Source organism: Novosphingobium olei, from assembly GCF_012927405.1.
In the GTDB taxonomy this organism is placed as follows: domain Bacteria; phylum Pseudomonadota; class Alphaproteobacteria; order Sphingomonadales; family Sphingomonadaceae; genus Novosphingobium; species Novosphingobium olei.
In genome coordinates this window covers 719,054-743,204 of record NZ_JABBGM010000001.1, presented here as the reverse complement: position 1 = coordinate 743,204, position 24,151 = coordinate 719,054, and the positions used below count along the sequence as shown (strand labels likewise).

General features: G+C 66.2%; 22 protein-coding genes. 4 read left to right on the top strand and 18 right to left on the bottom strand.

The features are described from left to right. Positions 1 to 25: 25 nt before the first annotated feature. On the bottom strand, positions 26 to 352 hold the full coding sequence (locus tag HHL27_RS03560; protein ID WP_169491960.1) for a DUF6481 family protein: 327 nt from the start codon (positions 350 to 352) through the stop codon (positions 26 to 28). A 193-nt stretch (positions 353 to 545) separates the two neighbouring features. After that, on the bottom strand, positions 546 to 884 hold the full coding sequence (locus HHL27_RS03555; protein ID WP_169491959.1) for a GIY-YIG nuclease family protein: 339 nt from the start codon (positions 882 to 884) through the stop codon (positions 546 to 548). Positions 885 to 945: 61 nt separating this feature from the next. On the opposite strand from HHL27_RS03555, the gene HHL27_RS03550 reads away from it, so the two are divergent. Further along, positions 946 to 1,569 carry a DUF2239 family protein gene (locus HHL27_RS03550; protein WP_169491958.1) on the top strand — a complete coding sequence of 208 codons (624 nt, stop codon included), beginning with the start codon at positions 946 to 948 and terminating at the stop codon, positions 1,567 to 1,569. On the opposite strand, the gene HHL27_RS03545 is transcribed toward HHL27_RS03550, so the two are convergent. The 5 genes from HHL27_RS03545 to rpmF all read right to left on the bottom strand — a co-directional run bounded on the left by HHL27_RS03545 (position 1,566) and on the right by rpmF (position 4,784). Next, positions 1,566 to 2,033, bottom strand: a complete 468-nt coding sequence (locus HHL27_RS03545) for a MerR family transcriptional regulator (protein WP_169491957.1) — start codon at positions 2,031 to 2,033, stop codon at positions 1,566 to 1,568. The genes HHL27_RS03550 and HHL27_RS03545 overlap by 4 nt on opposite strands. A gap of 11 nt (positions 2,034 to 2,044) precedes the next feature. Beyond that, positions 2,045 to 2,344: an integration host factor subunit alpha gene (locus HHL27_RS03540; RefSeq protein ID WP_169491956.1), complete on the bottom strand. Its 300-nt coding sequence runs from the start codon at positions 2,342 to 2,344 to the stop codon at positions 2,045 to 2,047. Between the two features lie 148 nt (positions 2,345 to 2,492). Continuing rightward, entirely contained in the window at positions 2,493 to 3,470 is a 978-nt protein-coding gene (locus tag HHL27_RS03535) for a beta-ketoacyl-ACP synthase III (protein WP_169491955.1), read from the bottom strand. After that, positions 3,467 to 4,573 carry a phosphate acyltransferase PlsX gene (plsX, locus tag HHL27_RS03530; protein WP_169491954.1) on the bottom strand — a complete coding sequence of 369 codons (1,107 nt, stop codon included), beginning with the start codon at positions 4,571 to 4,573 and terminating at the stop codon, positions 3,467 to 3,469. The genes HHL27_RS03535 and plsX overlap by 4 nt, the downstream gene beginning before the upstream one ends. Before the next feature lie 31 nt (positions 4,574 to 4,604). Then, complete coding sequence (gene rpmF / locus HHL27_RS03525; RefSeq protein ID WP_169491953.1) at positions 4,605 to 4,784, bottom strand: 50S ribosomal protein L32; 180 nt, start codon at positions 4,782 to 4,784, stop codon at positions 4,605 to 4,607. A 219-nt stretch (positions 4,785 to 5,003) separates the two neighbouring features. On the opposite strand from rpmF, the gene HHL27_RS03520 reads away from it, so the two are divergent. Next, the gene (locus HHL27_RS03520) at positions 5,004 to 5,393 is read left to right on the top strand and encodes an MAPEG family protein (protein WP_169491952.1); all 390 of its coding nucleotides are present in this window, start codon (positions 5,004 to 5,006) and stop codon (positions 5,391 to 5,393) included. A 48-nt stretch (positions 5,394 to 5,441) separates the two neighbouring features. Here HHL27_RS03520 and HHL27_RS03515 read toward each other — a convergent pair whose 3' ends face one another. Together HHL27_RS03515 and HHL27_RS03510 are read right to left on the bottom strand one after the other, a co-directional pair. Continuing rightward, positions 5,442 to 6,122 carry an MBL fold metallo-hydrolase gene (locus HHL27_RS03515; protein ID WP_240959286.1) on the bottom strand — a complete coding sequence of 227 codons (681 nt, stop codon included), beginning with the start codon at positions 6,120 to 6,122 and terminating at the stop codon, positions 5,442 to 5,444. Between the two features lie 38 nt (positions 6,123 to 6,160). Then, a complete protein-coding gene (locus HHL27_RS03510) occupies positions 6,161 to 6,913 on the bottom strand; it encodes a S24 family peptidase (protein ID WP_169491951.1) in 753 nt (250 codons plus the stop codon). A 104-nt stretch (positions 6,914 to 7,017) separates the two neighbouring features. On the opposite strand from HHL27_RS03510, the gene HHL27_RS03505 reads away from it, so the two are divergent. Both HHL27_RS03505 and HHL27_RS03500 read left to right on the top strand, forming a co-directional pair. Further along, positions 7,018 to 7,206 (top strand): hypothetical protein, encoded by a 189-nt coding sequence (locus HHL27_RS03505; RefSeq protein ID WP_169491950.1) that lies wholly within the window; start codon positions 7,018 to 7,020, stop codon positions 7,204 to 7,206. Beyond that, a complete protein-coding gene (locus tag HHL27_RS03500; RefSeq protein ID WP_240959285.1) occupies positions 7,196 to 7,567 on the top strand; it encodes a hypothetical protein in 372 nt (123 codons plus the stop codon). The genes HHL27_RS03505 and HHL27_RS03500 overlap by 11 nt, the downstream gene beginning before the upstream one ends. Positions 7,568 to 7,657: 90 nt before the next feature. On the opposite strand, the gene HHL27_RS03495 is transcribed toward HHL27_RS03500, so the two are convergent. From HHL27_RS03495 to cysS, 9 genes are all read right to left on the bottom strand, one after another. Further along, entirely contained in the window at positions 7,658 to 12,235 is a 4,578-nt protein-coding gene (locus HHL27_RS03495; protein WP_240959284.1) for a multiheme c-type cytochrome, read from the bottom strand. 14 nt (positions 12,236 to 12,249) lie between these two features. Beyond that, positions 12,250 to 14,190 (bottom strand): hypothetical protein, encoded by a 1,941-nt coding sequence (locus HHL27_RS03490; RefSeq protein WP_169491948.1) that lies wholly within the window; start codon positions 14,188 to 14,190, stop codon positions 12,250 to 12,252. Beyond that, positions 14,187 to 16,178 carry a heme-binding protein gene (locus tag HHL27_RS03485; protein WP_169491947.1) on the bottom strand — a complete coding sequence of 664 codons (1,992 nt, stop codon included), beginning with the start codon at positions 16,176 to 16,178 and terminating at the stop codon, positions 14,187 to 14,189. Before HHL27_RS03485 ends, HHL27_RS03490 begins: the two co-directional genes overlap by 4 nt. Then, positions 16,178 to 17,605 (bottom strand): cytochrome c family protein, encoded by a 1,428-nt coding sequence (locus HHL27_RS03480; RefSeq protein ID WP_240959282.1) that lies wholly within the window; start codon positions 17,603 to 17,605, stop codon positions 16,178 to 16,180. Before HHL27_RS03480 ends, HHL27_RS03485 begins: the two co-directional genes overlap by 1 nt. 227 nt (positions 17,606 to 17,832) lie before the next feature. Beyond that, on the bottom strand, positions 17,833 to 19,266 hold the full coding sequence (locus HHL27_RS03475; protein ID WP_169491946.1) for an aldehyde dehydrogenase family protein: 1,434 nt from the start codon (positions 19,264 to 19,266) through the stop codon (positions 17,833 to 17,835). 124 nt (positions 19,267 to 19,390) lie between these two features. Then, positions 19,391 to 21,055 (bottom strand): acetolactate synthase large subunit, encoded by a 1,665-nt coding sequence (locus HHL27_RS03470; RefSeq protein WP_169491945.1) that lies wholly within the window; start codon positions 21,053 to 21,055, stop codon positions 19,391 to 19,393. Positions 21,056 to 21,234: 179 nt separating this feature from the next. Then, complete coding sequence (locus HHL27_RS03465) at positions 21,235 to 22,173, bottom strand: D-2-hydroxyacid dehydrogenase (RefSeq protein WP_169491944.1); 939 nt, start codon at positions 22,171 to 22,173, stop codon at positions 21,235 to 21,237. Next, complete coding sequence (locus HHL27_RS03460) at positions 22,170 to 22,646, bottom strand: RES family NAD+ phosphorylase (protein ID WP_169491943.1); 477 nt, start codon at positions 22,644 to 22,646, stop codon at positions 22,170 to 22,172. Before HHL27_RS03460 ends, HHL27_RS03465 begins: the two co-directional genes overlap by 4 nt. An 18-nt stretch (positions 22,647 to 22,664) precedes the next feature. Continuing rightward, positions 22,665 to 24,131, bottom strand: coding sequence for a cysteine--tRNA ligase (cysS, locus tag HHL27_RS03455; protein WP_169491942.1), 1,467 nt, complete (start codon positions 24,129 to 24,131; stop codon positions 22,665 to 22,667). Between the last annotated feature and the right edge of the window lie 20 nt (positions 24,132 to 24,151).

Genomic DNA, 24,151 nt, shown 5'->3' with positions numbered 1-24,151 from the left:
TGGCGGGGGCAGGATCGGGCAAGCGTTACTTCTTGCGCGCCTTGCGGGCCGCATACTTGGCGTCCCGGGCTGCCTTGCGCTCCGCTTCGGTCAGTGCAGGCGCCACCTTGGCGGCGCTTTCCGCCTTGGCGGCGCGCTCGGCCTTGTCGGCCAGTTCCTGCGCCTTCTTCGCCTTGAGCAAGGCGCGCTTTTCGGCCTGCGCCTTCTCGCGCGCTTCGGCCGCAGCGATGCGTTCGGCCTGCGCTACGGGATCGAGCGGCGCCCGTGCCTTGAGCTTTGCGAGAGCCGCTTCGCGCGCAGAGGCTGCTGCTGCGCGCCGGGCTTCGAGCCCGGGTTCCTTGTAACCTGCCATAAAACGGGGTCGTCTCCGAAGGAAGGCGCTTGCCGATCCGCGCGATGGGATAGCAATCTGCCAGAATATGCCTGGTGGCGAGCAATGCCCGCTCTTTCGAGCTGAGCCTGCGTGGCGGCACCGACATCGCCAGCCCTACGCCCTATCGCACGCGATGTCACGGACTGTTGTCCTTTCCGGGGCGGCGGCGCCTTTATACTTTGGCCGACCCCAGCCGTTCGGCCCAGGCGCTGACGCCGTCGCGCAGCTTGCGATTGCGGCTGGCAGGGGTCTCGTCGTCGCAATCGAAGCTCTCGACGATCTCCAGCGAGAAGGCGTCTTCGCCATGCTGGCGCCACGCCTCCTGCAGGGTGCGGTGCGGATTGGCGCCTTGGCGCAGCGTGAACCAGACGCGGTTGCGGATGGTGGTCACGTCCGGCGCAGCGCCGGTCCACACGCCATCCGACGCGCTGCAGCGGATGACATAGATCCCGGCTTCCACCTTGCGCTGGCGATAGGTGGCAACGGCCGCCTTGCGATCGGGACGCTCCATCGTGGCTCCATTTTCATATGGGTTAATTGACATTATTTAATCCGGGTATATTTATGCCGACATGAACGATGTGCTGTCAATCCCCTGCTCGGCCTTTGCCGGATTCTCGCTCGTCGCCCAAGGCAGCGTGGTCGACGTGGCGCTGGCGCTGCGCGATCTGGTGACGCCAGTCGATGCCCCGCCGGTGCTGATCTTCGACGACCTGTCCGGCGGGCAGATCGACCTCAACCTGCGCGGATCGACCGCCGACGTGGTGCGACGGCTGGGCGAGCATCCGGCGCTGCTGCGGCTTGTCGCCAGTACCGATGCTGCAGCGGTGGAGGATGGGGACAGCGATGCGCCGCGCGGCCGGGGCCGGCCCAAGCTGGGCGTGGTGGCGCGCGAGGTGACGCTGCTGCCGCGGCACTGGGACTGGCTCGCCAGCCAGCCGGGTGGCGCTTCGCAAGCCCTGCGGCGGCTGGTGGACCTGGCGCGCAAGCGCGATGCCGGACGCACCGACGAGCGCGCGGCGCGCGAGCGGGCCTATCGCTTCATCTCCGCGCTGGCGGGTGATCTGCCCGATTTCGAGACGGCGTCGCGCGCGCTGTTTGCCGGCGACACGACGGCGTTCGCGGCCAGCATCGCGGCGTGGCCGTCAGACGTGCGCCGGCACGCGCTGCGGCTGGCGGAGATCAACGCCGCCTAGTCGGCGATGGCGAGGGCGAGCCGTTCGCGGATGGCGGAGAGGTGCCCGGCAAGGACGCGCAGTGCCTCGACCACCTCGTCCTCACCGCCGTCGAGCGGCAGCGCGGGTTGCGGCGCGGCCGCTTGCGATGGGGCCGGGTGCGGCTGCACGGCGGGTTCGACCCGCGCGGCCGGCGGCTTGCCTGCCGACAGCAGGGTCTGGCGCGCGCCCTTGATCGTGTAGCCTTCGCCGTGGAGCAACTGGTTGATCTGCTGCACCAACGCCACGTCCTCGGGCCGGTAATAGCGCCGGCCACCGGCCCGCGTCAGCGGGCGCAGCATCGGGAACTGTTCTTCCCAATAGCGCAGGACGTGCTGTTTGAGCCCGAGCGCCTTGGCCACTTCGCCGATGGTGCGCAGCGCATCGGGCGCCTTGCCATCGTCGAATACGGGAGCCGAGGAAGCTGCGGGTGGCTTTGCGGTCATCTAGTTTCCGGTCAGGACCCGGTGCAGATGCGATCCTTGAGCATCTGGCTGGCGCGGAAGGTGAGCACGCGGCGTGGCGTGATCGGCACTTCGATCCCGGTCTTGGGATTGCGGCCGACGCGCTCTGCCTTGTCGCGCAGGAGGAAGGTGCCGAAGCCGGAGATCTTCACATTCTCGCCCTCGCCCAGCGCACCGCACATGTGGCCAAGGATCGCTTCGACCATTTCGAGCGAGTCCGCGCGCGACAGACCGACGCGACGATTGATGCTTTCCGCGAGATCGGCGCGGGTCAAGGTACCTACAGAACGCATTCTAGCTCATCCCCCCAGATGACAGAACAATCCGGGCCCTGATCATAACGCGAATTCTCGCCAGCGCAATCCAATGCCCTGTGATAAAAGGAAATGCGTACCGTAATGAAACCTTGTTGAACAAGGTGACAATTGAAACTTCCGCCGGTCAGAAGCGGGCGAGGCTGGCGCCCCAGGTGAAGCCGCCGCCCATCGCTTCGAACATCACCAGGTCCCCCTTGCCGATGCGGCCATCGCGCACGGCGGTGTCGAACGCGAGCGGGACCGAGGCCGCGCTTGTGTTGGCGTGCCTGTCGACGGTGACGATGACCTTCTCGATCGGCAGCGACAGCTTGCGCGCGGTGGCATCGAGAATGCGGAAATTGGCCTGATGCGGCACGACCCAGTCGATATCGGACGGGGCGTGGCCGGAAGCTTCGAGCACTTCGGACAGCACGTTGGCGAGATTGGTCACCGCGTGGCGGAAGACTTCGCGGCCCTTCATGCGCAGCTTGCCGACGGTGCCCGTGGTCGAAGGCCCGCCATCGACGAACAGCAGTTCGTTGTGCGCGCCATCGGCGTGGAGCCGGCTGGCGATGATGCCCGGTGCGTTGGGGTCGTTCTCGTCGACCTCCTGCGCTTCGAGCACCAGTGCGCCCGCGCCATCGCCGAACAGCACGCAGGTGGTGCGGTCTTCCCAGTCGAGGATGCGGCTGAAGGTCTCCGCGCCGATCACCAGCGCGCGCCGAGCCATGCCGGTGCGCAGCAGCGAATCGGCGGTGGCGAGCGCGTAGAGGAAGCCCGAGCACACCGCGGCCACGTCGAAGGCGATGCCGCCGTTGCAGCCCAGCCGGTCCTGCACGATGGTAGCGGTGGCGGGAAAGGTCTGGTCGGGCGTGGCCGTGGCAAGCACGATAAGGTCGATCGACCGGGCATCGACGCCTGCAGCTTCGAGTGCGCGGCGCGCCGCTTCGGTGGCCAGCGAGGCGGTGGTTTCGCCCTCGCCCGCGATGTAGCGCTGGCGAATGCCGGTCCGCTCGACGATCCATTCGTCGGTGGTATCGACCATCTGCGCCATTTCGGCGTTGGTCACGAGACGCGCCGGCAGCGCGGAACCGCTGCCCAGGATAACCGAACGCACGCTCATGCCCCTTCCCCGGAAACCTCTTGTTCGGCGCCGGCGGCTTGCGGCTGCGCCTTGGTGTTGCGGCCCGAGGACCGGAAGGCTTCGGCCCCGACGCGCGTCAGGTCGGCCGCGATCCGTTCGGTGAGGTTTTCCTCAAGCAGGCGCGCGGCGACGGCAACGGCGTGGGCAACGCCCAGCGCGGACGCACCGCCGTGGCTTTTGACCACGAGCCCGTTCAGGCCGAGGAAGACCGCGCCGTTGTGATTGTTGGGATCGAGATGGTGCTTGAGGAGCTCGGTCGCAGGCTTCGAGATGAGGAAGCCGAACTTCGAGCGCAGCGACGAGGAAAAACTGCGGCGCAGCAGGTCGGCCACGAAGCGAGCCGCGCCTTCCATCGCCTTCAGCGCGATGTTGCCGGAAAAGCCATCGGTGACCACGACATCGACGTTGCCGCGCGAGATCTTGTCCGCTTCGATGAAGCCGTCGAACGAAAAGGCGAGCTGTTCGGCCGCGGCCTTGAGCGCCGAGGCGGCATCGCGCAGGTTGTCGGTGCCCTTGGTCTCTTCGCTGCCGATGTTGAGCAGGCGCACACTGGGCGCATCGAGTCCATGGACGATCCGCGCATAGGCCGCACCCATGATCGCGAACTGGATCAGGTTGCGCGTGTCGCACTCGGTATTGGCACCGAGATCGAGCATGACGAGATCGTGTTCGCCAAGCGTGGGCAGCAGGGCGGCGAGCGCGGGGCGATCGATGCCGGGCATCGTGCGCAGCGCAAGCTTGGCCATGGCCATCAGCGCGCCGGTGTTGCCGGCGCTGACCGCGACTCCGGCCTGGCCGCGCTTCACCGCGTCGATGGCAAGACCCATCGACGTGGTCTTGGCACGGCGCAGGGCCTGCGTCGGCTTCTCGTCACCCGACACGACGTCGGGCGCGTGGAGAATTTCCGACGCGGCCTTGAGATTGGGGTGATTCTCGAGCGCCTGGGCGATGCGCGTTTCTTCCCCGACGAGCAGGAACTTGAAACGATCGTGGCGGCGACGGGCAAGCGCCGCGCCTTCGATCATCACGCGCACGCCTTCATCGCCGCCCATCGCATCGACAGCGATACGCGGCAGGCTCATTTTCTAGCGATCCCCCCGGAAACCGGTCAGCTTAGACGCCGACGGCGAGGACTTCGCGACCGTTGTAGTGACCGCAGGCCGTGCACAGGTTGTGCGGGCGCTTCAGTTCACCGCAGTTCGAGCATTCGTGGAAGGCTTCGACCTTCAGCGCATCATGGCTGCGACGCATGCCGCGACGGCTGGGGGAAGTCTTTCGCTTGGGGACGGCCATCTCGGCACCTGTTCCTGATCAAAGTATCGTTGTGTCACGGGCGCGATAGGGAAATCGTTCCCGTCGCACAACCCCTGCGCGACACGCGGCACGAGACGGGAAACGGGGATTCGCCAATCGCGGGCGAAGGCGCGCCTATACGGATTTTGGGATGCTTTGCAAGCACGGCCGCGCTAGCGTCGGCACCGGGACGAAAACAACAGGGGGAGTACGAAAGGCATGTTCCTGCCCATTACCCTGGCTTCGGCGGCTGCCGCGGCCTTCATCAACATCTGGCTGTCGGTGCGCATCGGCATGATCCGCACGGCCAAGAAGATCTCCGTCGGCGACGGCGGCGACGAGGACCTGGTGCGGCGGATGCGCGCGCAGGCAAACTTCATTGAGAACACGCCCATAGTATTGGTACTGATCGGGGTGATCGAGGCTGCGCGCGCCGGCAACCCGTGGCTGATGGGCGTGGCCGCAGTCTACGCCCTGGGGCGCGTGGCGCACGGCGTTGGGATGGACGGCGGACCGCTGGGCTTTGGCCGCACGGTCGGTACGCTGATCACCATGCTGACGCAGATCGGCCTCGCCGTCTGGGCCATCACCATCGCGCTGGACATGTAAGGTGCAAGCGGGGGCGCCCGGCCGGGTGCCCTCGCAAGCCTTCCACCTTCAGCTCAGCATGTAGTCGCTGACGAAGGCATTCATCTTGCGCTCCTGGCCGAACGTGCTGGTGGGGCCATGCCCGGGCACGAAGCGCACTTCGTTGCCGAGCGGCCAGAGCTTCTGCGTGATCGAATCGATCAGTTGCTGGTGATTGCCGAGCGGGAAGTCGGTCCGCCCGATCGAGCCCTGGAAGATCACGTCGCCCACGATGGCGAAATTCGACGGGCCGTGATGGAACACCACGTGGCCCGGCGTGTGGCCGGGGCAGTGGATCACATCGAGCACCAGATCGCCGATCGTGACGGTATCGCCATCATGCAGCCAGCGGTCGGGTTCGAACGCTTCGCCATCGATGCCGTACTTGGCGCCATCTTCGCCGAGCTTCGCAATCCAGTAGCGGTCCGCCTCTTCCGGTCCTTCGATCGGCACGCCCAATTCGCGGGCAAAGATTCCGGTCGATCCGCAGTGATCGATGTGGCCGTGGGTGACGAGCAGCTTTTCGATAGTGACGCCGGTCTTTTCGATCGCCATGCGCAGGCGGGCGAGATCGCCACCGGCATCGATGAAGGCCCCGCGCATCGTCTTGGTGCACCACACCAGCGTGCAGTTCTGCTGCAGCGGGGTGACGGGAATGATCGCCACCTTCATCGGCGGTTCGGCGGCGGGTGTCTGGGTCGCTTCGGTCATGGGCGGAAGATGGCGGCTCCGCCTCTCGCACGCAAGCCTTAGAGCCGCCCGCCCTTCCACACGACGCGGCCAACGATCTCCACCTCGGCCACGGGGCGTTCCATGCGCGGGTAGGCGGGGTTGTCGCTGATCACGCGGATCGTGCCGGCAGGCCCCGTCTCCAGCCGCTTGACGAGCAGCACATCGTCGAGGCGGATCACGTGAACCCCGGCGCGCATCGGGCGCGGGCTGCGATCGACAAGGATCTCGTCGCCATCGCGCAAGGTCGGCTCCATCGAATCGCCCTCGACCTCGATCACCGAGAGATTGGCGGGTTCGAGCCCCTGCCCCTTGAGCCAGCGGTTGTTGAAGCGCAGGCGGCCCGAGGGAATTTCCTCGCCCGCCATCGCGCCGGGTCCGGCCGAGGCGCCCAGCGGCAGGCGCGGAATGTCGGCCCATTCGGCCAGCGCTGCCGGAATCGGGCGCTCCGCAGTCCTGGCCACCTGACGTGCCGGCTGGAGCGGGGCAACGCCCGGCAGATCGACCACCACGACACCGCCGCGCGCCGGGGCGCCGAGCTCGCTTTCATCCACGCCGAAGAATTCGGCGAGCGTGCGCCGGTCGTTCTCCTCCAGCTTGCGGGGGGATCCCTTGCGCACGAACTGCTGCAGGTACGTGGTGTTGCGACCGATCAGCGCGGAAAGCGCAGAAAGGCTGACGTTGCGGGCATTGGCCAGTTCGAGCAAGCGGCCCCGCGGCCCGTCGATGGAATTTTCCGCAGCCAGATCAGGACTTTCGCCAAACCTTGCCATTTCCTTACTCCGATTTCGAAGGACTTTTCCTAGACGAGTTGGATTTCACCGTCAACATAGGATTTATACAACGCCGAGTCTCAGTGAGGAAAAGGAATTCGCCGATGCTCCTGCAGAAGATCGAGAAGTTCATCGCGGTGACCGGGATGCCCGTCACCAAGTTCGGCCGCCTTGCCGCGCATGATCCGCGGCTGATCGGCGATCTGCGCAATGGCCGTGATCCGCGTCCCGCGATGGTGGAACGCGTGGAACATTTCATGAACGAATACGTGGGGACTGTCCATGCTGCTTGATCTTAGCCTGCTCGAAGACGGAGAACCCAAGGCGCCGCGCGTCCGCCCGACGATGGGCGAGCGCCTGGTCACCGCAGTCCGTCGTCTTGCTGGAGAGCGCGCCTGCATCGCCCGCCATGGCGAGACGCCCTGGGCCAGCGTGACCTTCTCCGGCTCTCGCCACAGCGTGGTGCTGCGCTTCGAGGGATGGGAAGCCTGCGACGACGGCGAAACCTTCATCGCGGAACTGCCCGACCATGAATTCACCTTGCCGGGCGTGCTGGTGGCCGACGCAAGCGTGGTCCGCAACGAGCAGGTCCTGCTGCCCGAGCCGGTGCTGGAAGTCGAAGTGGAGCTGCTGCTGCTCAACACCAAGGAGTGAGGGCCTTGGCGAGGGCGAATGTGCCCTCGCCCGTCGCAGACCCACCCCTGCACGGCGCAGCCCCGCACCGCCGGGGCAGACGCGCCCTGCTCAGTCGATCCGCGCCTTGGCCATCAGTTGCGGTGCGGTCTTCGCCCCCACCCAGAGCTTCATGTCGACGCTGTTCGACACCTTGAACGGCTCGCCCCGGCTGTTGAGGAACAGCTCCTCCATTTCCTTGCGATTGAACGGCCGCGATCCAAGGCGGCCGAACACCGCGATCTGGCCGCCGGTCTCGTCCACCCCGCGATCGCGGTCGAGCCCCTTCGACATCGCCAGCGCCGGACTTGGCGTGCGGGCCCAGGCGATCAGCTCGGGCTTGGGCTCGGGCGCGAAGCCATAGAAGTTGGGCTGGCTCGCCGGGCTGGTCAGCTGCACCACCTTCATCCCGTTCCGCCCGTCGGCCACGTAGGCGAAGAGCGAGGCGTTGGTCGAGCCGACGATCACGTCCTCGGCATCGTTCAGCTGCCCGTCGGCGGTGAACTGCTGGTAGATGGCAGGCCTCGTCGGCGCGGTGACATCAACGATGACGAGACCCTGCGCCTTCGCCGCGACATAGGCGTAGGTGCGCGCCACATAGACGCGGCGCGCATCGGCCAGCGGCACGGTCGCCTGCGGCACCGGCTTCGGCTCGGCCAGGTTGGTCACGTCCATCAACTCGAGCCCGTTGGCCGTCGTCACCCACAGGTAGCGGAACTGCACCGCCGTGGCGCGCGGATCCTTGAGCGGCACGACCGAGGTGATGCTGGGGTTGAGGCAGGTGGTCTTGCCCGAAACCTCGCATGGGCGGTCGGGCGACCATGCAGCCGGCAGGTGCACGGTCACCAGCGCCTTGTCGGTGACGATGTAGGCGTAATCGCCCGCCAGCGTGATGTGGCGCGCCCCCGTCAGCACGCCGCCCGGATTGAAGGTGAGCGCGCGGTCGAAGAAGTTGTTGCGGAATTCGCCGTCAGCCAGCGTGTCCACATTCACCGCGATCAGCCCTTCCACCGCATCGGTGACGAAGGCGTAGTGGTAGATCGGGCTGAACGGTTGCTCCTGGTTGACCGTGCGCAGTTCGACCGTGTTGCGGGTGGGCGCGATCGACTGGTTGGTCGGCAGCGCCATGCAGGTGGCGTTGCTGGTCTTCACATGGGTATCGTGCCCCAGCGGCGAGAACGGCGCGGTGGTGATCCGTTCGGAAAAGCCCTTGTTGGCGACCGAGGCGATGTCATAGGCGCGGAAACCGCCCGTTCCTTCGGCAACGTACATGTATTCACCGCGCATCTGCAGGCAGCGCACGGCATCGCCGGTGCCCTTGGTGACGTTGGTGAATTCCTCGCGCCCGGTGGTTTCGCCCGACAGCTTGCCATTCATGATGGCGCCGCGCGTCCAGTCCTTCAGCTCGCGCCCATTCTTCTCCACGTGCTGGCGGTAGAAGTCGGGATATGCATAGCGGTGGAGGTAGGAACCGATCACCGCCTGCGGTTCGTCCCACTCGGTCACGCGCACCGCCTCGAACCCGCCGGACAGGCCGGTCCAGGCGTTCATGCCGACGAAGTTGACGTAGTTGGTGCCGAGCAGCAGCAGCTGCGCCATGATCGCGTTGTTGTCGTCCTGGTCCGACAGGTGGCAGTCGGTGCACTGCTTGGTTTCCTGCCGGCGGACGGTGTGCGGGAAGTGCGGCGCGAAGGCCTGTGACGAATAGCCGATCGCCGAGATCGGCGGCTGCTGCACGTAGATGCGTTCGCGGTTGATGTTGGTCGACGACAGGATCAGCGCCGAGCTGGAGCGGATCGGTGCGGTGATCGCCTTGCCCGAAACCGGGTTGCCTTCGGCATCGAACTGCACCGGATCGCTGCCCGACGACTTGTTGCGCTGGTGCTTGCCGAGCTGGAACATGTCATCGCGCGCCACCTGCGGGTTATAGGTCGCGTAGTTCCGGGTGTAGTCTTCCTCGTACTTGTGGACCGCACTCTTCCAGTTGGCCTCGATCGGCAGGTGGCAGCCGGCGCAGCTGGTAGTCCAGCTGAGGTGGCAGGTGAAGCAGGCCATGTCGTCGTCGCGGTGCGCGCGCGCTTCCTTGGGGATGCCGAGGCCGAAGCGGTACATTCCGTCCTCCGCCGCCGACTTGCCCATCAGCTTGGCGCGCGCCGCCTTGGGGTTGAACACGGGGCGCCCGTCGGGCTCGACCACGTTCTGGTATTGCGGATCCACCGATTCCTTCACCAGGCTGACCCGCCAGGTCAGCTTGGGATCGATGATCGAGCGCTGCAGCAGCACGCGCCGCCCATTCTCCTCGGTCCATTCGAAACGGCGCTGGCCATCGGCATTGCGCAGCAGCGAAAGGTTGGTGCCGCCCTTGGGCGCGGCGAGGTTCGAGGTCAGCAGCGTGGGGAAGGCATCGGGCGTGCCGTGGCAATCCTTGCAGCCGATCTCCACCGCGTTGGCGACTTCGCCATAGATCATGCCGTTGCCGTGGCTGTCCTGCGCGAAGTGGCAATCGGCGCACTGCATGCCGACCTGGGCGTGGATGTCCATCATGTGGACCGACTTGCCGGGGTTGTCGTACGAAGGATCGACGAACTTGCCTTCGCTGCCTTTCCGCCACTTTTCGGGATCGTCGGGGCTGACGATGTGCGCCTTGTCGGTGCCGTAGCTCGCCATGTCGCCATCGGCATCGAGCAGGTTGCCACGCCGGTCGCGCTTGAGGATGGCGCGGAAATTCCAGCCGTGGCCATGGTAATCGGCGAACTGGGTGTCCTTGTTGCCGGCGTTCAGGTCATAGACGTTGCGCAGGAATTCGACGTCGCGCCACAGACCGTGTGTGCTGGCCGCCTCGGGATTGCGATCGAGCACTTCGCGCTGTTCGACCATGTTGGGGTGGAACTGCGTCCTGAACGCCTTCTGCCACTGCGCGTCGGTCAGCCCTTCGGGGCGCGGCGCAGTGTTTTCAGGGCCGGGCCACATGCGGGGCGCATCGGATTCATAGTCCCACATGATGTAGCCGAGGTAGGTGTTCAGGAAGATGTTCGGCTGGTGCATGTGGCAGTTCATGCACTGCGCCGTGGGAATGGCGCGGGTGAAGGCATGGACCAGCGGGTGGCCGCGCTCGCGCTCCTGCATCGGCACATAGCGGCCGACGGCGGGACCATGCATGCCGCCTGCCCCATCGGCCCCGTCCTTTGCGTGGCCTCGGGCATCGAGACCGGCGACGGCGTGCGCCTCGGTCTGGCTCATGCGGTGATCGTCCATCGAGCCGTGTGGCGCGATGCCTTGCGCGGGCGAGAAGGTCAGCTGTTCGGCCGAGGCGATGGCGCGGGCGCAATCGCCCGCCATGTCAGCGCTCTGTTCGGGGTCGGTGGCATCGCCGCCAAGGTACTTGCCCCTGCCGCCGAGCACGGTGCCGCGCACGCGCTCTTCGTGATGCTCCTTCGCGGCATCGAAGCTGCCATAGGCACCGGCGCGGTGTTCGCCTTCGCGCAAGGTGTTGATCGTGGGATCGACGGTGATCGACTGCCCGTCGCGGCCGCACTTGCCATAGAGCGAGGAATGGCGCGGTTCGCGATCGTTGGCGTAGATCACGTGGCACGCGGCGCAGCCCGAGGAGCGATAGTCGCCCGGCTGGTCGTTGGTGCCCATCTGGAACAGGAACGGGTCGTTGAGGCGCGTCTTGTGGATGTTGAGCACCGGGATCGCGACGCGCAGGCCCGTGGCGGGACCACGGTTGGACTGCTTGAGATCGGGACGGCCCGGCTCATCGAGCTTCTGGATCGAGCCGGTCGAATTGGGCAGGCCGATTTCGGGGAATTGCGGGTTGATCGTGCGCCCGCCATCCTCGAACACGCGGAACACGTCGCCGGGAGGGATCGAGTTCCAGCGCGGCATCGGATAAAGCACGGGCAGCGCGCCGCGCGCCTTCTCCGCCGGGGTGACCGTGCCCCACATCGGCTTGCCATCGGGGCCGATGCGGGTGGAGGCAGACTTGAGCAGCGCCGGTTCGCCCTTGCGGGTAAAGCTTTCACCGAAGATGTAGTTTTTGAACGGGACGATGCCGTTGTTGTAGGCCGCCCCGCCCCACAGCATCGCGCCCGTGCTCATCAGCGAGCGTTCCGACGCTTCGATCATCTGCATGTGGCAGGCGCCGCAGGCTTCACGCGCAACGCGATAGTCCGACGGGTTGACGAAGCGGATGAATTCGGGCGCTTCCTTGGCAAGCAGCGCGTAGGATCGCTTGGGGTTCGCCGAACTCGGCCAGCCCCAGCCGCCGGGGAAGCGCGGCAGGACGTGCGCGTCCTTCATCGCCGCGAGATAGTCGATCGAGCCGCGGTTCCAGGAGCGGTCCGCCACGATCTTCGTGTTGCCGCCATGGCAATCGGCGCACGACAGCACGACCGCCGGACTGGCGTGCATGGTCTTGTGATCGCTCGCGGTGTGGCACGAAACGCACCCCGCGTTGGCGCGATCGACGTTGGCCCACTGTTCCTCGACCGTGTCGCCCGGCTGGATGCGGGGTGCGGGCGGCGCGCGGGTATAGGTGATCTTCTGCGCGACTTCTTCGCCGGAAGCCCACAGCGCGCTGGGCGCGAGAGCCATGGCGAGCAGCAGCGTGAGCGCGGCGACAAGGCGGCGGAACGGGGCGGAAGACATCGTCGCGCGCTCCATCAGAAAGCCAGCGTCGCGTTGGCGAGCACCGAGTAGAACTGGCGCCCGTGGTTCCTCTGGTCGAACAGGTCACGGAAGCCCGCACCCGCCGCAAGCATCGCGCCCGACAGGCGGAACACGACGTTCTGCGCCGCCTTGGGCCGCCAGATCGAGGAGACCGAAAGGTCCCAGCCGATGGACTTGGGGATCGAGCCTTCGTTGCGCAGGACCTGCATGACCTTCGTGTTCTGGAACCAGAGGTGATTGGCGTTGGCCGAGACGCGCAAGTTGGGCGTCAGGTCGAAATCTCCGCCGACCCCGGCCAGCACCGTACCGGGATTGGTGAAGTTCGATTGCCCTTCGTCCTTGGCCGAGCGCAGCGAGTTGAGGATGCCGTTGCGGCCATTGACCGAGATCGCGCGGCCACCGCCGGCGAACGGGACCGACTGGCGGATCCAGTAGGACGTATCGGCGCCGGCGAACTGCGGATTTTCAAGGATGGCGTCGAACCCGCCTTCAACCTTGTCGTAGGGATCGCTGTCACCGCTGGCCCACAGGCCGGAAGCGCGGAACCGCATCCAGTCCTTGTCGTAGCTGATCTCAGCCGCGGCCATGAACGCCTTGATCGTGGCGGGGCGGCTGGTGAGGAAGTTGTTCCGGTCCTCTCCCAGCGCGCCATAGACCTGGCCGGTCAGGTTGATCCGGCCGACGTGGCCATCCAGTGCGTAGCCGAGGTAGACCACATCGTACTGGCGCGGTCGCAGATCGCCGAGCAGGGCGGGACGGACGGGGAAGCCGTTCTCGTCGCTGTAATAGCGATCTTCGCGGTTCATGTCGTACGTCACCGAAACCTGGCTGGTGAGGCCGACCACCGGGAAATCCTGGCGGTAGAGGTTGCCGGTGAAGATCCAGTTGCGCCGCAGCGGCTTGGTGAAGTCGTTGAGGCCCGAATTGGTGTCCTTCTCGATCCGCCAGAAGGCGGCGAGGTTGAACTGCCAGCGATTGTTGTCGCGATTGCCGAACAGGCGCACGCCCAGCTGGTTGTCCTGGAACAGGAAGCCGCGAAAATCGGACTGGAACGGCTGAACGCCGGCGCGCAGGCTGACGAAATCGAAGCGCTTCGTGTCGAAACGGCCGATGTGGTAATCGACGAAGGCTTCCTGAACGCCGATGAAGCCGTCGGTGCGCTTGGTGCCCTTGGAAGGTTCGACGAACAGAACGCGGCGCGCCGGCACTTCGACGTGGTTGATGTTGCCGGCCAGCACGATGCGATATTCGACCACCGGCGGCTTGAACGCGGTCAGGCCCTTGAGCAGCGAGGCGCCGACGATGAACGTCTGCGACAGCACGAGGCTGTTGGAACGGCCGAAGGTGTCGATCTCGTTCGGATTGGACGTCGTCTGGTTGCCAACGGGGATCGGGAAGCTGCGCGGCTCGACCACCGTGTCGGAAATGCCGTTGAGGACGAGGAACCAGTCATCGCCCTTGAGGAAGCCCGGCCGCTTGCCGCGCGCCAGCGGCTGGTCGCCCTTGAGCAGGTTGTGGTGGAACGGATCGAGCTGCGAATGGCAGGCGGCGGCCAGGTTGGGGTAGAGCGTGAAGATCGCGCGATCGGTGACCCCGGTCTTGGCGTCCTTCTTGGGGCAGAGCGAGGAGACGATGCGCCAGCGATCGGGCACGGCGACGTCGAGGCTCAAGGAATCGAGCGGGCCTTCGCCGTCGTACTTGTCGTAGAAGGCCTCGGGCTCGGGCGCGTTGACGGCGCCGGGATTGTCCTGTTCGACCTTGTCGGGAAGCTTCTTCTCGAAGCCCGGACGGCGCCGTCCGTCGAGCAGCACGTCATCGGCGGTGGCATTGCCGGGGGCAGCGCTCGCCCCTTCCGGGGCTGGCACTGGATCGGCCTGCGCCACCGGTGCCGACAGCACCAGCGCCGGAGCGAGAAGGAGCGAAGCCGCGATCACAGGCCCTCGCAGACGTTCTGGTCGCTGGTATCGAGGAACGGCGCGAACGGGCAATTGACGTAGCGCAGCCGCACGCCATTGCCCACGTTCACCACGATCGTATCGGCGCGTATGTCCTTGGGCGCGTTGCCGATGCTGCCCACCTTTACCCCGCCGTTGTTGGTGCCGAGGAAGGCGATCATATCGTCCTGGTCGATGCCGTCGCCCGAAATGCCGATCGCGCCCACGAGTTGCGTGCCGCGATAGATCGGCACAGAGCCGGGGAAGATCTGGATGCCGTTGGCCAGCCGCTTCTTGCCGTTGGGCGCATCGGGCACGTTCGAACACTGCTGCTTGACGTCGCGCGCGTTGAGCGAGCCTTCGACGAAAACCGCGTGCTGCACGACGTCGGCCTTGATCAGCGCCGTCTGCAGGCCGGTTGCGAACGGGCTCCACTGGTCGATGGGCAGCGACAGGGGACCGTTCGGCCGGCCCACCTCGCCATCGGGGAAATAGGGCCGCGACAGGTTGCCGCCCGAACGGTCGGCAAAGGCCTTGGTCCCGGTCAGCGCCTGCGGATCGCCAAGGAAGGTGCGCACCGCATCGACGAAGGCAGGCACGCCCGCATCGAGATCGCCCTGCAATTGCGCGGCGGCGACCTTGTTCGAGAAGAACGCCGCGGTGCGCGCCTTCTGCAGCGAAACGTCGGTGCCGAAAATCGGCGCATCTGGCCCGCGGACCACCCCGAGCGGGGTGCCATAGGTATCGACCACCGAGAGCGAGACTTCGGCGCGGCTGTCGAGCGGGCGGCGGATCTGGGCGCGGGCGCGGCTCATCACCTTGAACGCCTCTTCCAGCACCGCGCGCACTTCGGCGGCGGTCAGCGGCTGGGCGACGTCGGCGGCATCGGTCCCGCCCCGGATGGGGTAGCGATTGTTGCCCGATCCGTCGGTCAGCACGAAGGCATCCGGGTTCGAGAATTCGCTGCTGGTGGCATAGCGGAATCCGCTTGCCTCGGTGCCATAGGCGGTGCCGGGCAGGATCGCCTTGCCATCGAAGTAGCCGTTGACGGGGACGAGCGTGCCCGCCGTACCGGCGATCGCGGCATAGTCGCTCTTGAGCGTGTGCAGCCCTTCGACGCGGGCGTCGGAGAAGCGCAGCGTGGTGCCGTCGACCGGGATCTTGTCGGCGCGGATCGCATCGTCAGGGGCAAAGCCCTGGATCCCGGCCAGCGCTTCGTATTCCTCGACATCCCCGTCGACGTTGCTGACGTCGCGATCGAAGGCATAGTCGCCGTCGGCCATCACGCCGATGCCGCCGACCACCACGCCGTTCTTGTAGAGCGGCAAGCCGCCGGGGTCCGCCGAAAGGCCGATGGGCGAGCGCTTGGGCCCGATGAATGCGCCCGATCCTGCGTTGCCGGCGGCATAGCGGGTGTTGAGGTCGGAACAGGGCAGCTGGCTGAACTGCACCCCGAACAGCGGTCCGCTTTCGAGCCCCGGCGTGTTGGGCGCGGGCGGAAAGTGCTGCTGCACGATCATGCTGGCGGTGCGGGTGGAAAAGGCGTTGCCGCTCGACGAGAGATAGGCCGCGGTGACGGCCTTGGCGATCGCGCCCATCGAGGCTTCGACGTTGACGCCCTGGAAACCGGTCGGCGTGGCGTTCTCGGTGCCGGCGCCGGTGATCTTGCTGAAGATCATCCGCGTCGGCGCGCCGTTCATGCGATAGACAGCGAGCACGTTGCCGACCCGGTCCACCACCGCGATCACGGCGGGGTAGTTCAGCGCCTGCGCTTCGCCCACCGCCTGCGCGATGACCTTCTGCACGTCGCTAACGGTGAGCGCTTCGGAGGCAAGTGTCGGGTAGACCCGCGCGCTCCCCGGGGTGGACGTGGGCGTGGGCGTGGGGGCGACGGATCCGGAAGAATCCCCGCCGCCGCAGCCGGCAAGCGCAAGCGACAGGGCCGCAACGATCCCGGTCACGGGCTGGCGGAACGCGGCAAGGCCCATCAGCGAAGGCTCCGGATCGAACGGATGGCGCCGCCCAGCGCCTGTCGGAAGGCGATCGGGCGGTAGCTGTTGGGCTCCTTCACCGCGGCATAGGCCTGGTTGATCTGGACCCTGAGGCCAGAGGCCGCGCCGGTGCTTACCATGCCGGAATTGACCATGCCGTTGAGCAGGGTGTCGATCGCCATGACCGACTGGACCGAGCCTTCATAGTCGGTGAAGCGGTCCGAGATGGCATCGCTGGCGATGGCATCCATGATCGCGAACGTGCGCTCGCGGCCGAATTCGGCGCCGGCCATGCGGGTCGACAGGGCCTGCGCGCTCTGGCGCAGGGCCTGCGCGGCGGTGACCGTTTCGGCGCGGCCCACGCCCATCGCGCGATGGAAGGCCTTGGCCCGCGCGTCGAATTCGCCCGCCAGATTGGGCGCGACGACCCGCGCGGCGGCGAGCAGCATGATCATGTTCTCGTCGTTGAACGGCGGCATGCCCTGCGCGATCGGCCGGCCCGGGTTGGGAACGGCGGTCACGTGCGCGTCCTCGCCATCGATGATCCGGCGGTGGCACGAATGGCAATCGTAGAAGGTGAATTCAGGGAAGATCCCGTTGCTGGCCTTGGCCGGCTGGCTGAACAGTTCGAGGCTGCGGGTCACGGCCTGGGCCTGGCCCACGGCCCACATCCGCATCGAATTGGTGCGGCCGCCCTTGCGCTGGACGTAGTCGGCATCTTCGTCGTGGTGCATCTGCAGCGTCGAGAACAGGTCGAGCTCGAACGAGATGCGCGGGTGGCCGGCGGCCATGATGCGGTGCGCGATGAACTGGCCCCGCCCGTCACCCGAAAGGTGGCAATCGAGGCAGACGCTGGCGCGCGTTGCCGGATTGACCAGATCGGTCATCCCTTGCGCCACGTTGCGGCGATGGCTCGCCCCGACGGCGTAGTGCGTCGAAAGCCAACCGCCCGCGGGGCCGTGGCAGGCTTCGCAATCGACTCCGTCGGACAGGCGCCCACGCCCCGTGGCAGCGGCGGGCGATGCGTGGCAGCCGGCGCATTCGCGCTGCACGCCCGCGGCATCGAGGCCGAGGTGGCGGGCAATCTCGCGCCCGCGCGGACCTTCGACCACGCGCCAGGCGCGGCTGTGCGCGCCGGCGGGCGAACTGTCTTCCTGCCAGCGGGCGATCTCGTCCTGACGCACGGGCGTACCGCTTGGCACGGAGCGGCCGTGGCAGGTCGACCCGGCACAGGATGCGACACCCATGTGCGCGCGCAACGAGGCGGCCGTGCTCTCTGCCATCAGCGGGGCGGGTGCGAACAGCGCGGCGCAAAGGGCAGCGACAGCCATGGCAAGGCACAGCAGGCCGGCCGCGAAAGCGGACCGCGGCGTGTCGCGCCAGGCAGCGCTAAGCTGCCGCAACAACGTGGAATTGCCCTGCATTGCCCCTCGTTCCCACCGCGATCACGGGCCCGCCGACGCTGTTGCGCCTGGCGACCGGCTTTCACGGAAGTTTTAGCAATGCGACCCCTTTCGCGCAGCCTAGGCTGGACACACCGCCGGTTCAAGAGCCGAATTGGCCCGTTGTCCCCGGTGAAATCGGCATTCCGAACAAGCCCTTGCCCCGCCCCGCCGTGCACCAGACCGCCACGGCGCGGGCGAAGGCCGATTCAGGCGCGACGGATCACGAGGTTGCGGATCTCGGTCATGTCTTCCATCGCGAAGCGCACGCCTTCGCGGCCAAGCCCCGAATCCTTCACCCCGCCATAGGGCATGTTGTCGACGCGGTAGGACGAAACGTCGTTGACTACCACGCCGCCGACCTCGAGTTCGTCCCACGCGTCGAGCACCTTGTGCAGATCGCGCGTGAACAACCCTGCCTGCAGGCCAAACTTCGAATCGTTCACCTCGGCCAGCGCTTCTTCCCAGGTGCGGAACTTCGACAGCGTGACGACCGGACCGAATGCCTCCTCGACATAGAGATCCGACGTGCGATCGACGTTTTCGAGCAGCGCGGCCTCCAGCATGGCGCCTTCGCAACCGCCGCCTGCCAGAAGGCGAGCGCCGCCCGCAACCGCGGCATCGATCCAGCCCTTCAGCCGGCTGGCCTCCTTCTGCGAGATCATCGGGCCGATGAACGTATCGCGGTTCTTGGGATCGCCGGCGACGAGCGTCCGGACCTTGGCCGTGAGCATATCGCGGAAAGTGTCGTAGATATCCTCGTGGATGATCACCCGCTGCACGTGGATGCAGCTCTGGCCCGACTGGTAGTATCCGCCGAAGATGATCCGGGCGAGCGCGTGATCAAGATCAGCATCCTTGTCGACGACGACGGCCGCATTGCCGCCCAGTTCGAGGACGACCTTCTTCTTGCCCGCCTTTGCCTTCAGGTCCCAGCCGACGGCGGGCGAACCGGTGAAGGACAGCAGCTTGAGCCGCTCGTCGGTGGTGAACAGGTCGGCAAGGTCGCGGCTGGCGGGCAGGATCGAGAACGCGCCTTCGGGCAGCACGTCGCATTCGGCCAGCACTTCGCCCATGATGATCGCGCCGAGCGGGGTGAGGCTGGCAGGCTTCATCACGAAGGGGCAGCCGACCGCGATGGCGGGCGCGATCTTGTGCGCGGCAAGGTTCAGCGGAAAGTTGAACGGGCTGATGAAGCTGCATGGGCCAATCGGCACGCGCTTCCACATGCCCATGTAGCCCTTGGCGCGCGGCGAGATGTCGAGCGGCTGGACTTCGCCGTAGTTGCGCGTGGCTTCTTCCGCCGCGATGCGGAAGGTATCGATCAGGCGCCCGACCTCGCCTTCGGAATCGGCGATGGGCTTGCCCGCCTCGACGCACAGGGCATAGGCCAGTTCGTCCTTGCGCTCGGTAAAGCGGCTGACGCAGTGATCGAGCACGTCGCGCTTTTCGTAGGAAGCGAGCCTGGCCATGGCGGGCGCGGCGCGCACGGCTCCGGCGATCGCTTCGTCGATCACGTCGGGTGTCGCAAGCGCGGTGCGGAACGCGATCTCGCCGGTGAACTTGTCGGTCACCGCAAGATCGGTGTTCGGCTGCACCGCCTTGTTGTTGAGATAGAGCGGGTAGACTTCCTTGAGCTTCATGAGGGCCTTCCAATCTCCGTCATCCCGGGCCTGACCCGGGATCCCGCTTTCTTCCTTCCCGCCGCGAGAACAAGCGGGACCCCGGCTCAAGGCCGGGGTGACGACATTGTTCCCGCCGCGTTCCCTACAGCGCCTTCGAAAGTTCCTTGATGTCCTTGTTCAGGATCTGATCGTTCTGCGAATAATCGACCGGACAATCGATCAGGTGCACGCCCGGCGTATCGCGGCAATGCGCCAGCAACTCCTTGAGGTGGGCGGCACTTTCGACACGGCAGCCCCTGGCCCCGTAGCTTTCGGCATACTTCACGAAGTCGGGGTTGTTGTAGGTCAGGCCGAAGTCCTCGAACCCCATGTTGGCCTGCTTCCAGCGGATCATGCCATAGGCGCTGTCGTTGAGGATCAGCACGGTGAGGTTGAGCCCCAGACGCACTGCGGTCTCCATCTCCTGGCTGTTCATCATGAACCCGCCGTCGCCGCAGATCGCCATGACCTTGCGATCCGGATAGAGCATCGCGCTCATCATCGCCGAGGGCAGCCCCGCCCCCATCGTCGCCAGCGCATTGTCGAGCAGCACGGTGTTGGGCTGGTAGGCGGTGTAGCCGCGCGCGAACCAGATCTTGTAGACCCCGTTGTCGAGGCAGATGATCCCGTCTTCCGGCATCGTGTCGCGCACCGATTGCACCAGATGCGGCGGAAACACCGGGAAGCGGGCGTCGGCGGCAAGTGGCGCGGTGTGAGCCACCTCTGCCGCGCGATAGGACAGCATCTTGTCGAAATTCCACGCAGGGTTCGGCGTGATCGCTTCCTTCATCTGCCAGATGGCATTGGCGATATCACCGATCACCTCGATGCTGGGGAAGTAGACCGGATCGACTTCGGCCGTCTTGGTCGACACGTGGATGACGGGCGTTCCCCCTTCGCGCATGAAGAACGGCGGCTTTTCGATCACGTCGTGGCCGACGTTGATGATCAGGTCCGCATCCTCCACCGCGCGGTGCACGAAATCGCCCGCCGACAGCGCCGCGCAGCCGAGGAAGCGCGGGTGACGTTCGTCGATCACGCCCTTGCCCAGCTGCGTGGTGAGGAATGGGATGCCGGACTTCTCGACGAATTCGCGCAGCATCTTGCCGGTCATCTTGCGGTTCGCGCCCGCGCCGATCACCAGCACCGGCGCATTGGCACTTTCCAATGCGGCGACGGCCTGCTGGATCGATTTCACGTCGGCGGTCGGCCGGCGCACCTGGCTGCGCTTCAGCGGCACCGAGGTGGTGTGCTCGTCGGCGATGTCCTCGGGCAGTTCGATGTGGGTCGCGCCGGGCTTTTCCTCTTCCGCAAGGCGATAGGCTTCGCGCACGCGGCTGGGGATGTTGTCCGAAGACTGCATCTGGTGGGTGAACTTGGTGATCGGCTGCATCATCGAGACGACGTCGAGGATCTGGAAGCGGCCCTGCTTGGACTTCTTGATCGGCTTCTGCCCGGTGATCATCAACATCGGCATGCCGCCGAGCGTGGCATAGGCCGCGGCGGTGACGAAGTTGGTCGCCCCCGGCCCCAGCGTTGCGATACACACGCCGGTCTTGCCGGTGTGCCGCCCATACGTCGCCGCCATGAAGCCCGCACCTTGTTCATGGCGGGTGAGGATCAGCTTGATCTGCTTGGAGCGCGAAAGCGAATCGAGAAAGTCGAGGTTCTCCTCGCCCGGAACGCCGAAGATGTATTCGCAGCCCTCTTCTTCCAGGCACTGCACGAAGAGGTCGGACGCCTTGGTCCCTGCACCGTTTTCCGCCATTCGGATCGCTCCCGCACTTCAGGAAAACGCGCGGGGCCACCGGCGCTCCTTCTCCCCAACGTCGCGACCCACGGGGCGGTCCGGTCGTTCAAAGGCCCATGCCTGGCCTGCCCCCTGAGGCAAGGCGTATCAAAGCCGTGCCCCCGCGTCACCCCATCCGATCGACGACAGGAAAAGAGTCAGTAGCCAAGCGCGAGGTCGACCTGCGGCGCGAGCGGCTCACCCCGACGATAGCGTTCGAGGTTTTCGAGGAAGCGCGCCGCCGAGCGCTGGAACATCTTGTCCTGCGCCCGGCCCGAAAGGTGCATCGTGACGTGCGCATTGGGCAACGCCCACAGCGGATGATCGGCGGGCAGCGGCTCGGGCGTGGTCACGTCGAGGAACGCCGCGCCGATGCGCCTCGCTTCGAGCGCTTCGACCAGCGCCTCCTGATCGACCACGGTGCCGCGCGCGACGTTGACCAGCACCGCGCCGGACTTCATCGCGGCAAGCTCGGCCGCGCCGATCATGCCGTCGGTTTCGGCCGTTGCGGGCACGGCAAGGATCACCCAATCGAACGTGCCAAGCTGCGCGCGCCATGCGTCGGGGCCGAGCGCGCCTTCTCCACCCGAGCGGCGCACCTTCACCACCTCTACATCCATCGCCGAAAGGATGCGGTCGACCCGCTGCCCGATCGCGCCATAGCCCAGCAGCAGGGCGCGGCTGCCGGCAAGTTCTACCTTGCCGGGCGAATCCATCAGCCACTCATGCCGATCCTGCGCATGCACCACCTCGCGATAGCCCTTGGCCACGGTCAGCATGCCCATCACCACGTATTCGGCGATGGTCACCGCGTTGATGCCGACGCCGTTGGTATAGACGACCCCGCGCTCCGCCATGATATCGAGCGGCATGCCATCGACCCCGGCATAGATCGAGTTCAGCCAGCGCAGCTTCGTCGCGCGCCGCACCGCCTCGGCCATCGGGGCCTTCTTGTCGAGATCGAACCAGCCGATCTCCGCTTCGGGCGCGAGGTCGAACAGTTCCTCGGTATGGCGAAACGTCCGCAGATCGACCCAGTCGGGCAAGCGCGACGCAATCAGCGGCGCAACCATGGCATTGGCGACGAGGATGGTCATGATGTCACGTCTCTCCCGGAATCCCCGAAGCGTTCGAGCATCGGTGGTCGGTGCAGGCATTGCGCAAAATCGAACGGGCGGCAATCCAGCGGTGCCACCCGTGCGGCGTCCGGATGGCGCGGGTTGAGCAGAACGACGTCAGCCTCTGGCAGGACGCGCGAGGGGATCGCCAAGAGCAGGCCGCACCCTTCGGAGAGCCATTGCGTCGCACTCGCCCGCAAATCGCCTTCATCCAGCGTCGCAGCAAGGCGGAGACATGGTGCGTCGACGTCGGTCCAGCCGAGCACATGGTCGGTGGACCATTGCGCGCGGCTGGCCGGCAGGTAGCGCAGCGCGACCAGCACGGCGAGGCCTGCCTCCGAAGCCAGCGACACCACCGGCAGCCCGGCAGGCGTATAGCGCCCACCGTGCAGTTCGGCGCCTCTGCCGTCGAGCGCCACGTGCTCTGCTCGGGTCAGGCGCCAGAGCCTCAAGGCTTCAGGCCCGGCACTTCACGACGCGAGCTTCCATTCCCAGCCGAGCGGATCGCCGTCCATCACCTCGACGCCCTTGGCGGCAAGTTCATCGCGCAGCGCATCGGAGCGGGCGAAATCCTTTTCGGTGCGCGCCGCCTTGCGTTCCGCAAGCACCGCATCGATCTCGGCTTCGTCGATCTCGACACCCTTGGGGCGCAGGCGCAGCGCAGCGCGATCGAGATCGAGCAGGTCCAGCCCGAGCACCGCATCGACCGCCGCGATCGCCGCGAGCTTTTCTGCCGGATCGACCTTCTTCACCGCGACGATCTCGTCGAGCACGGTCAGCGCCACCGACGTATTGAGATCGTCTGAAATCGCGGCGTCGAACTTGTCGAGCAGGGGCGCGAACTTCGGCCCCGGCGCGGTTTGGGCGGCATCACCTGCCCGATCCTTCAGTTGCGCCACGGCCAGCACCAGCCGCTTGAGCCGGGTCAGCGCGGCGCCCAGCCCATCCCAGCTGAATTCCAGCTCGCTGCGATAGTGCGCCTGCAGGCACAGCATTCGGTAGGCGAGCGGGTGGTAGCCCTTGTCGATCAGCAGTTGCAGCCGCAGGAATTCTCCCGACGACTTGCTCATCTTGCCGCTGCGTTCGACCAGGAAGTTGTTGTGCATCCACACTTTCGCGCCGCTGTTGCTCGGCACCGAAAGCCCGTTGGTGCAGCAGAACGCCTGGTTCTGCGCGATCTCGTTGGGGTGGTGGATTTCGCGGTGGTCGATGCCGCCGGTGTGGATATCGAAGGGGAAGCCGAGAACTTCGCCCGACATGACCGAGCATTCGAGATGCCAGCCCGGCGCGCCGCGACCCCAGGGGCTGTCCCATTCCATCTGCCGCCTCTCGCCCGCAGGCGTCTTGCGCCAGATCGCGAAGTCGGCGGCGTTGCGCTTGCCTTCTACCGCCTCGATGCGCCCCTCCCCTTCCTCGGTCTGCGCGCGCGCCAGCCGGCCATAGTCGGCCACGGTCGAAACGTCGAAGTAGAGCCCGCTGTCCAGTTCGTAGCAGTGCTGCGGTGCGATCTTCTTCGCAAAGTCGATCATCGCGGGCACGTAGTCGGTGGCGATGGTCCAGCGCGCCGGCTGGCGAATGTTAAGCGCGCGCACATCGGCCCAGTAGGCCTGCTTGTAATGCTCGGCGATGTCCCAGATCGACTGCTTCTGAGCCGCCGCCATCCGCTCCATCTTGTCCTCGCCATCGTCCGCATCGTCGGTCAGGTGGCCGACGTCGGTGATGTTGATGACGTGGGTGAGCTTGTAGCCCTTGAAGCTCAGCGTTCGCCCCAGCACGTCGGCAAAGACATAGGCGCGCATGTTGCCGATGTGGGGATAGTTGTAGACCGTCGGCCCGCACGAATAGACGCGCGCCTCCCCCTCGTGCACCGGCACGAAGGGTTCAAGGGCGCGGGTCAGGCTGTTGAACAGCGTCAGCGGGCGGGCAGCGTTTTCCATGGCCAAGCGCCTTGCCCGCT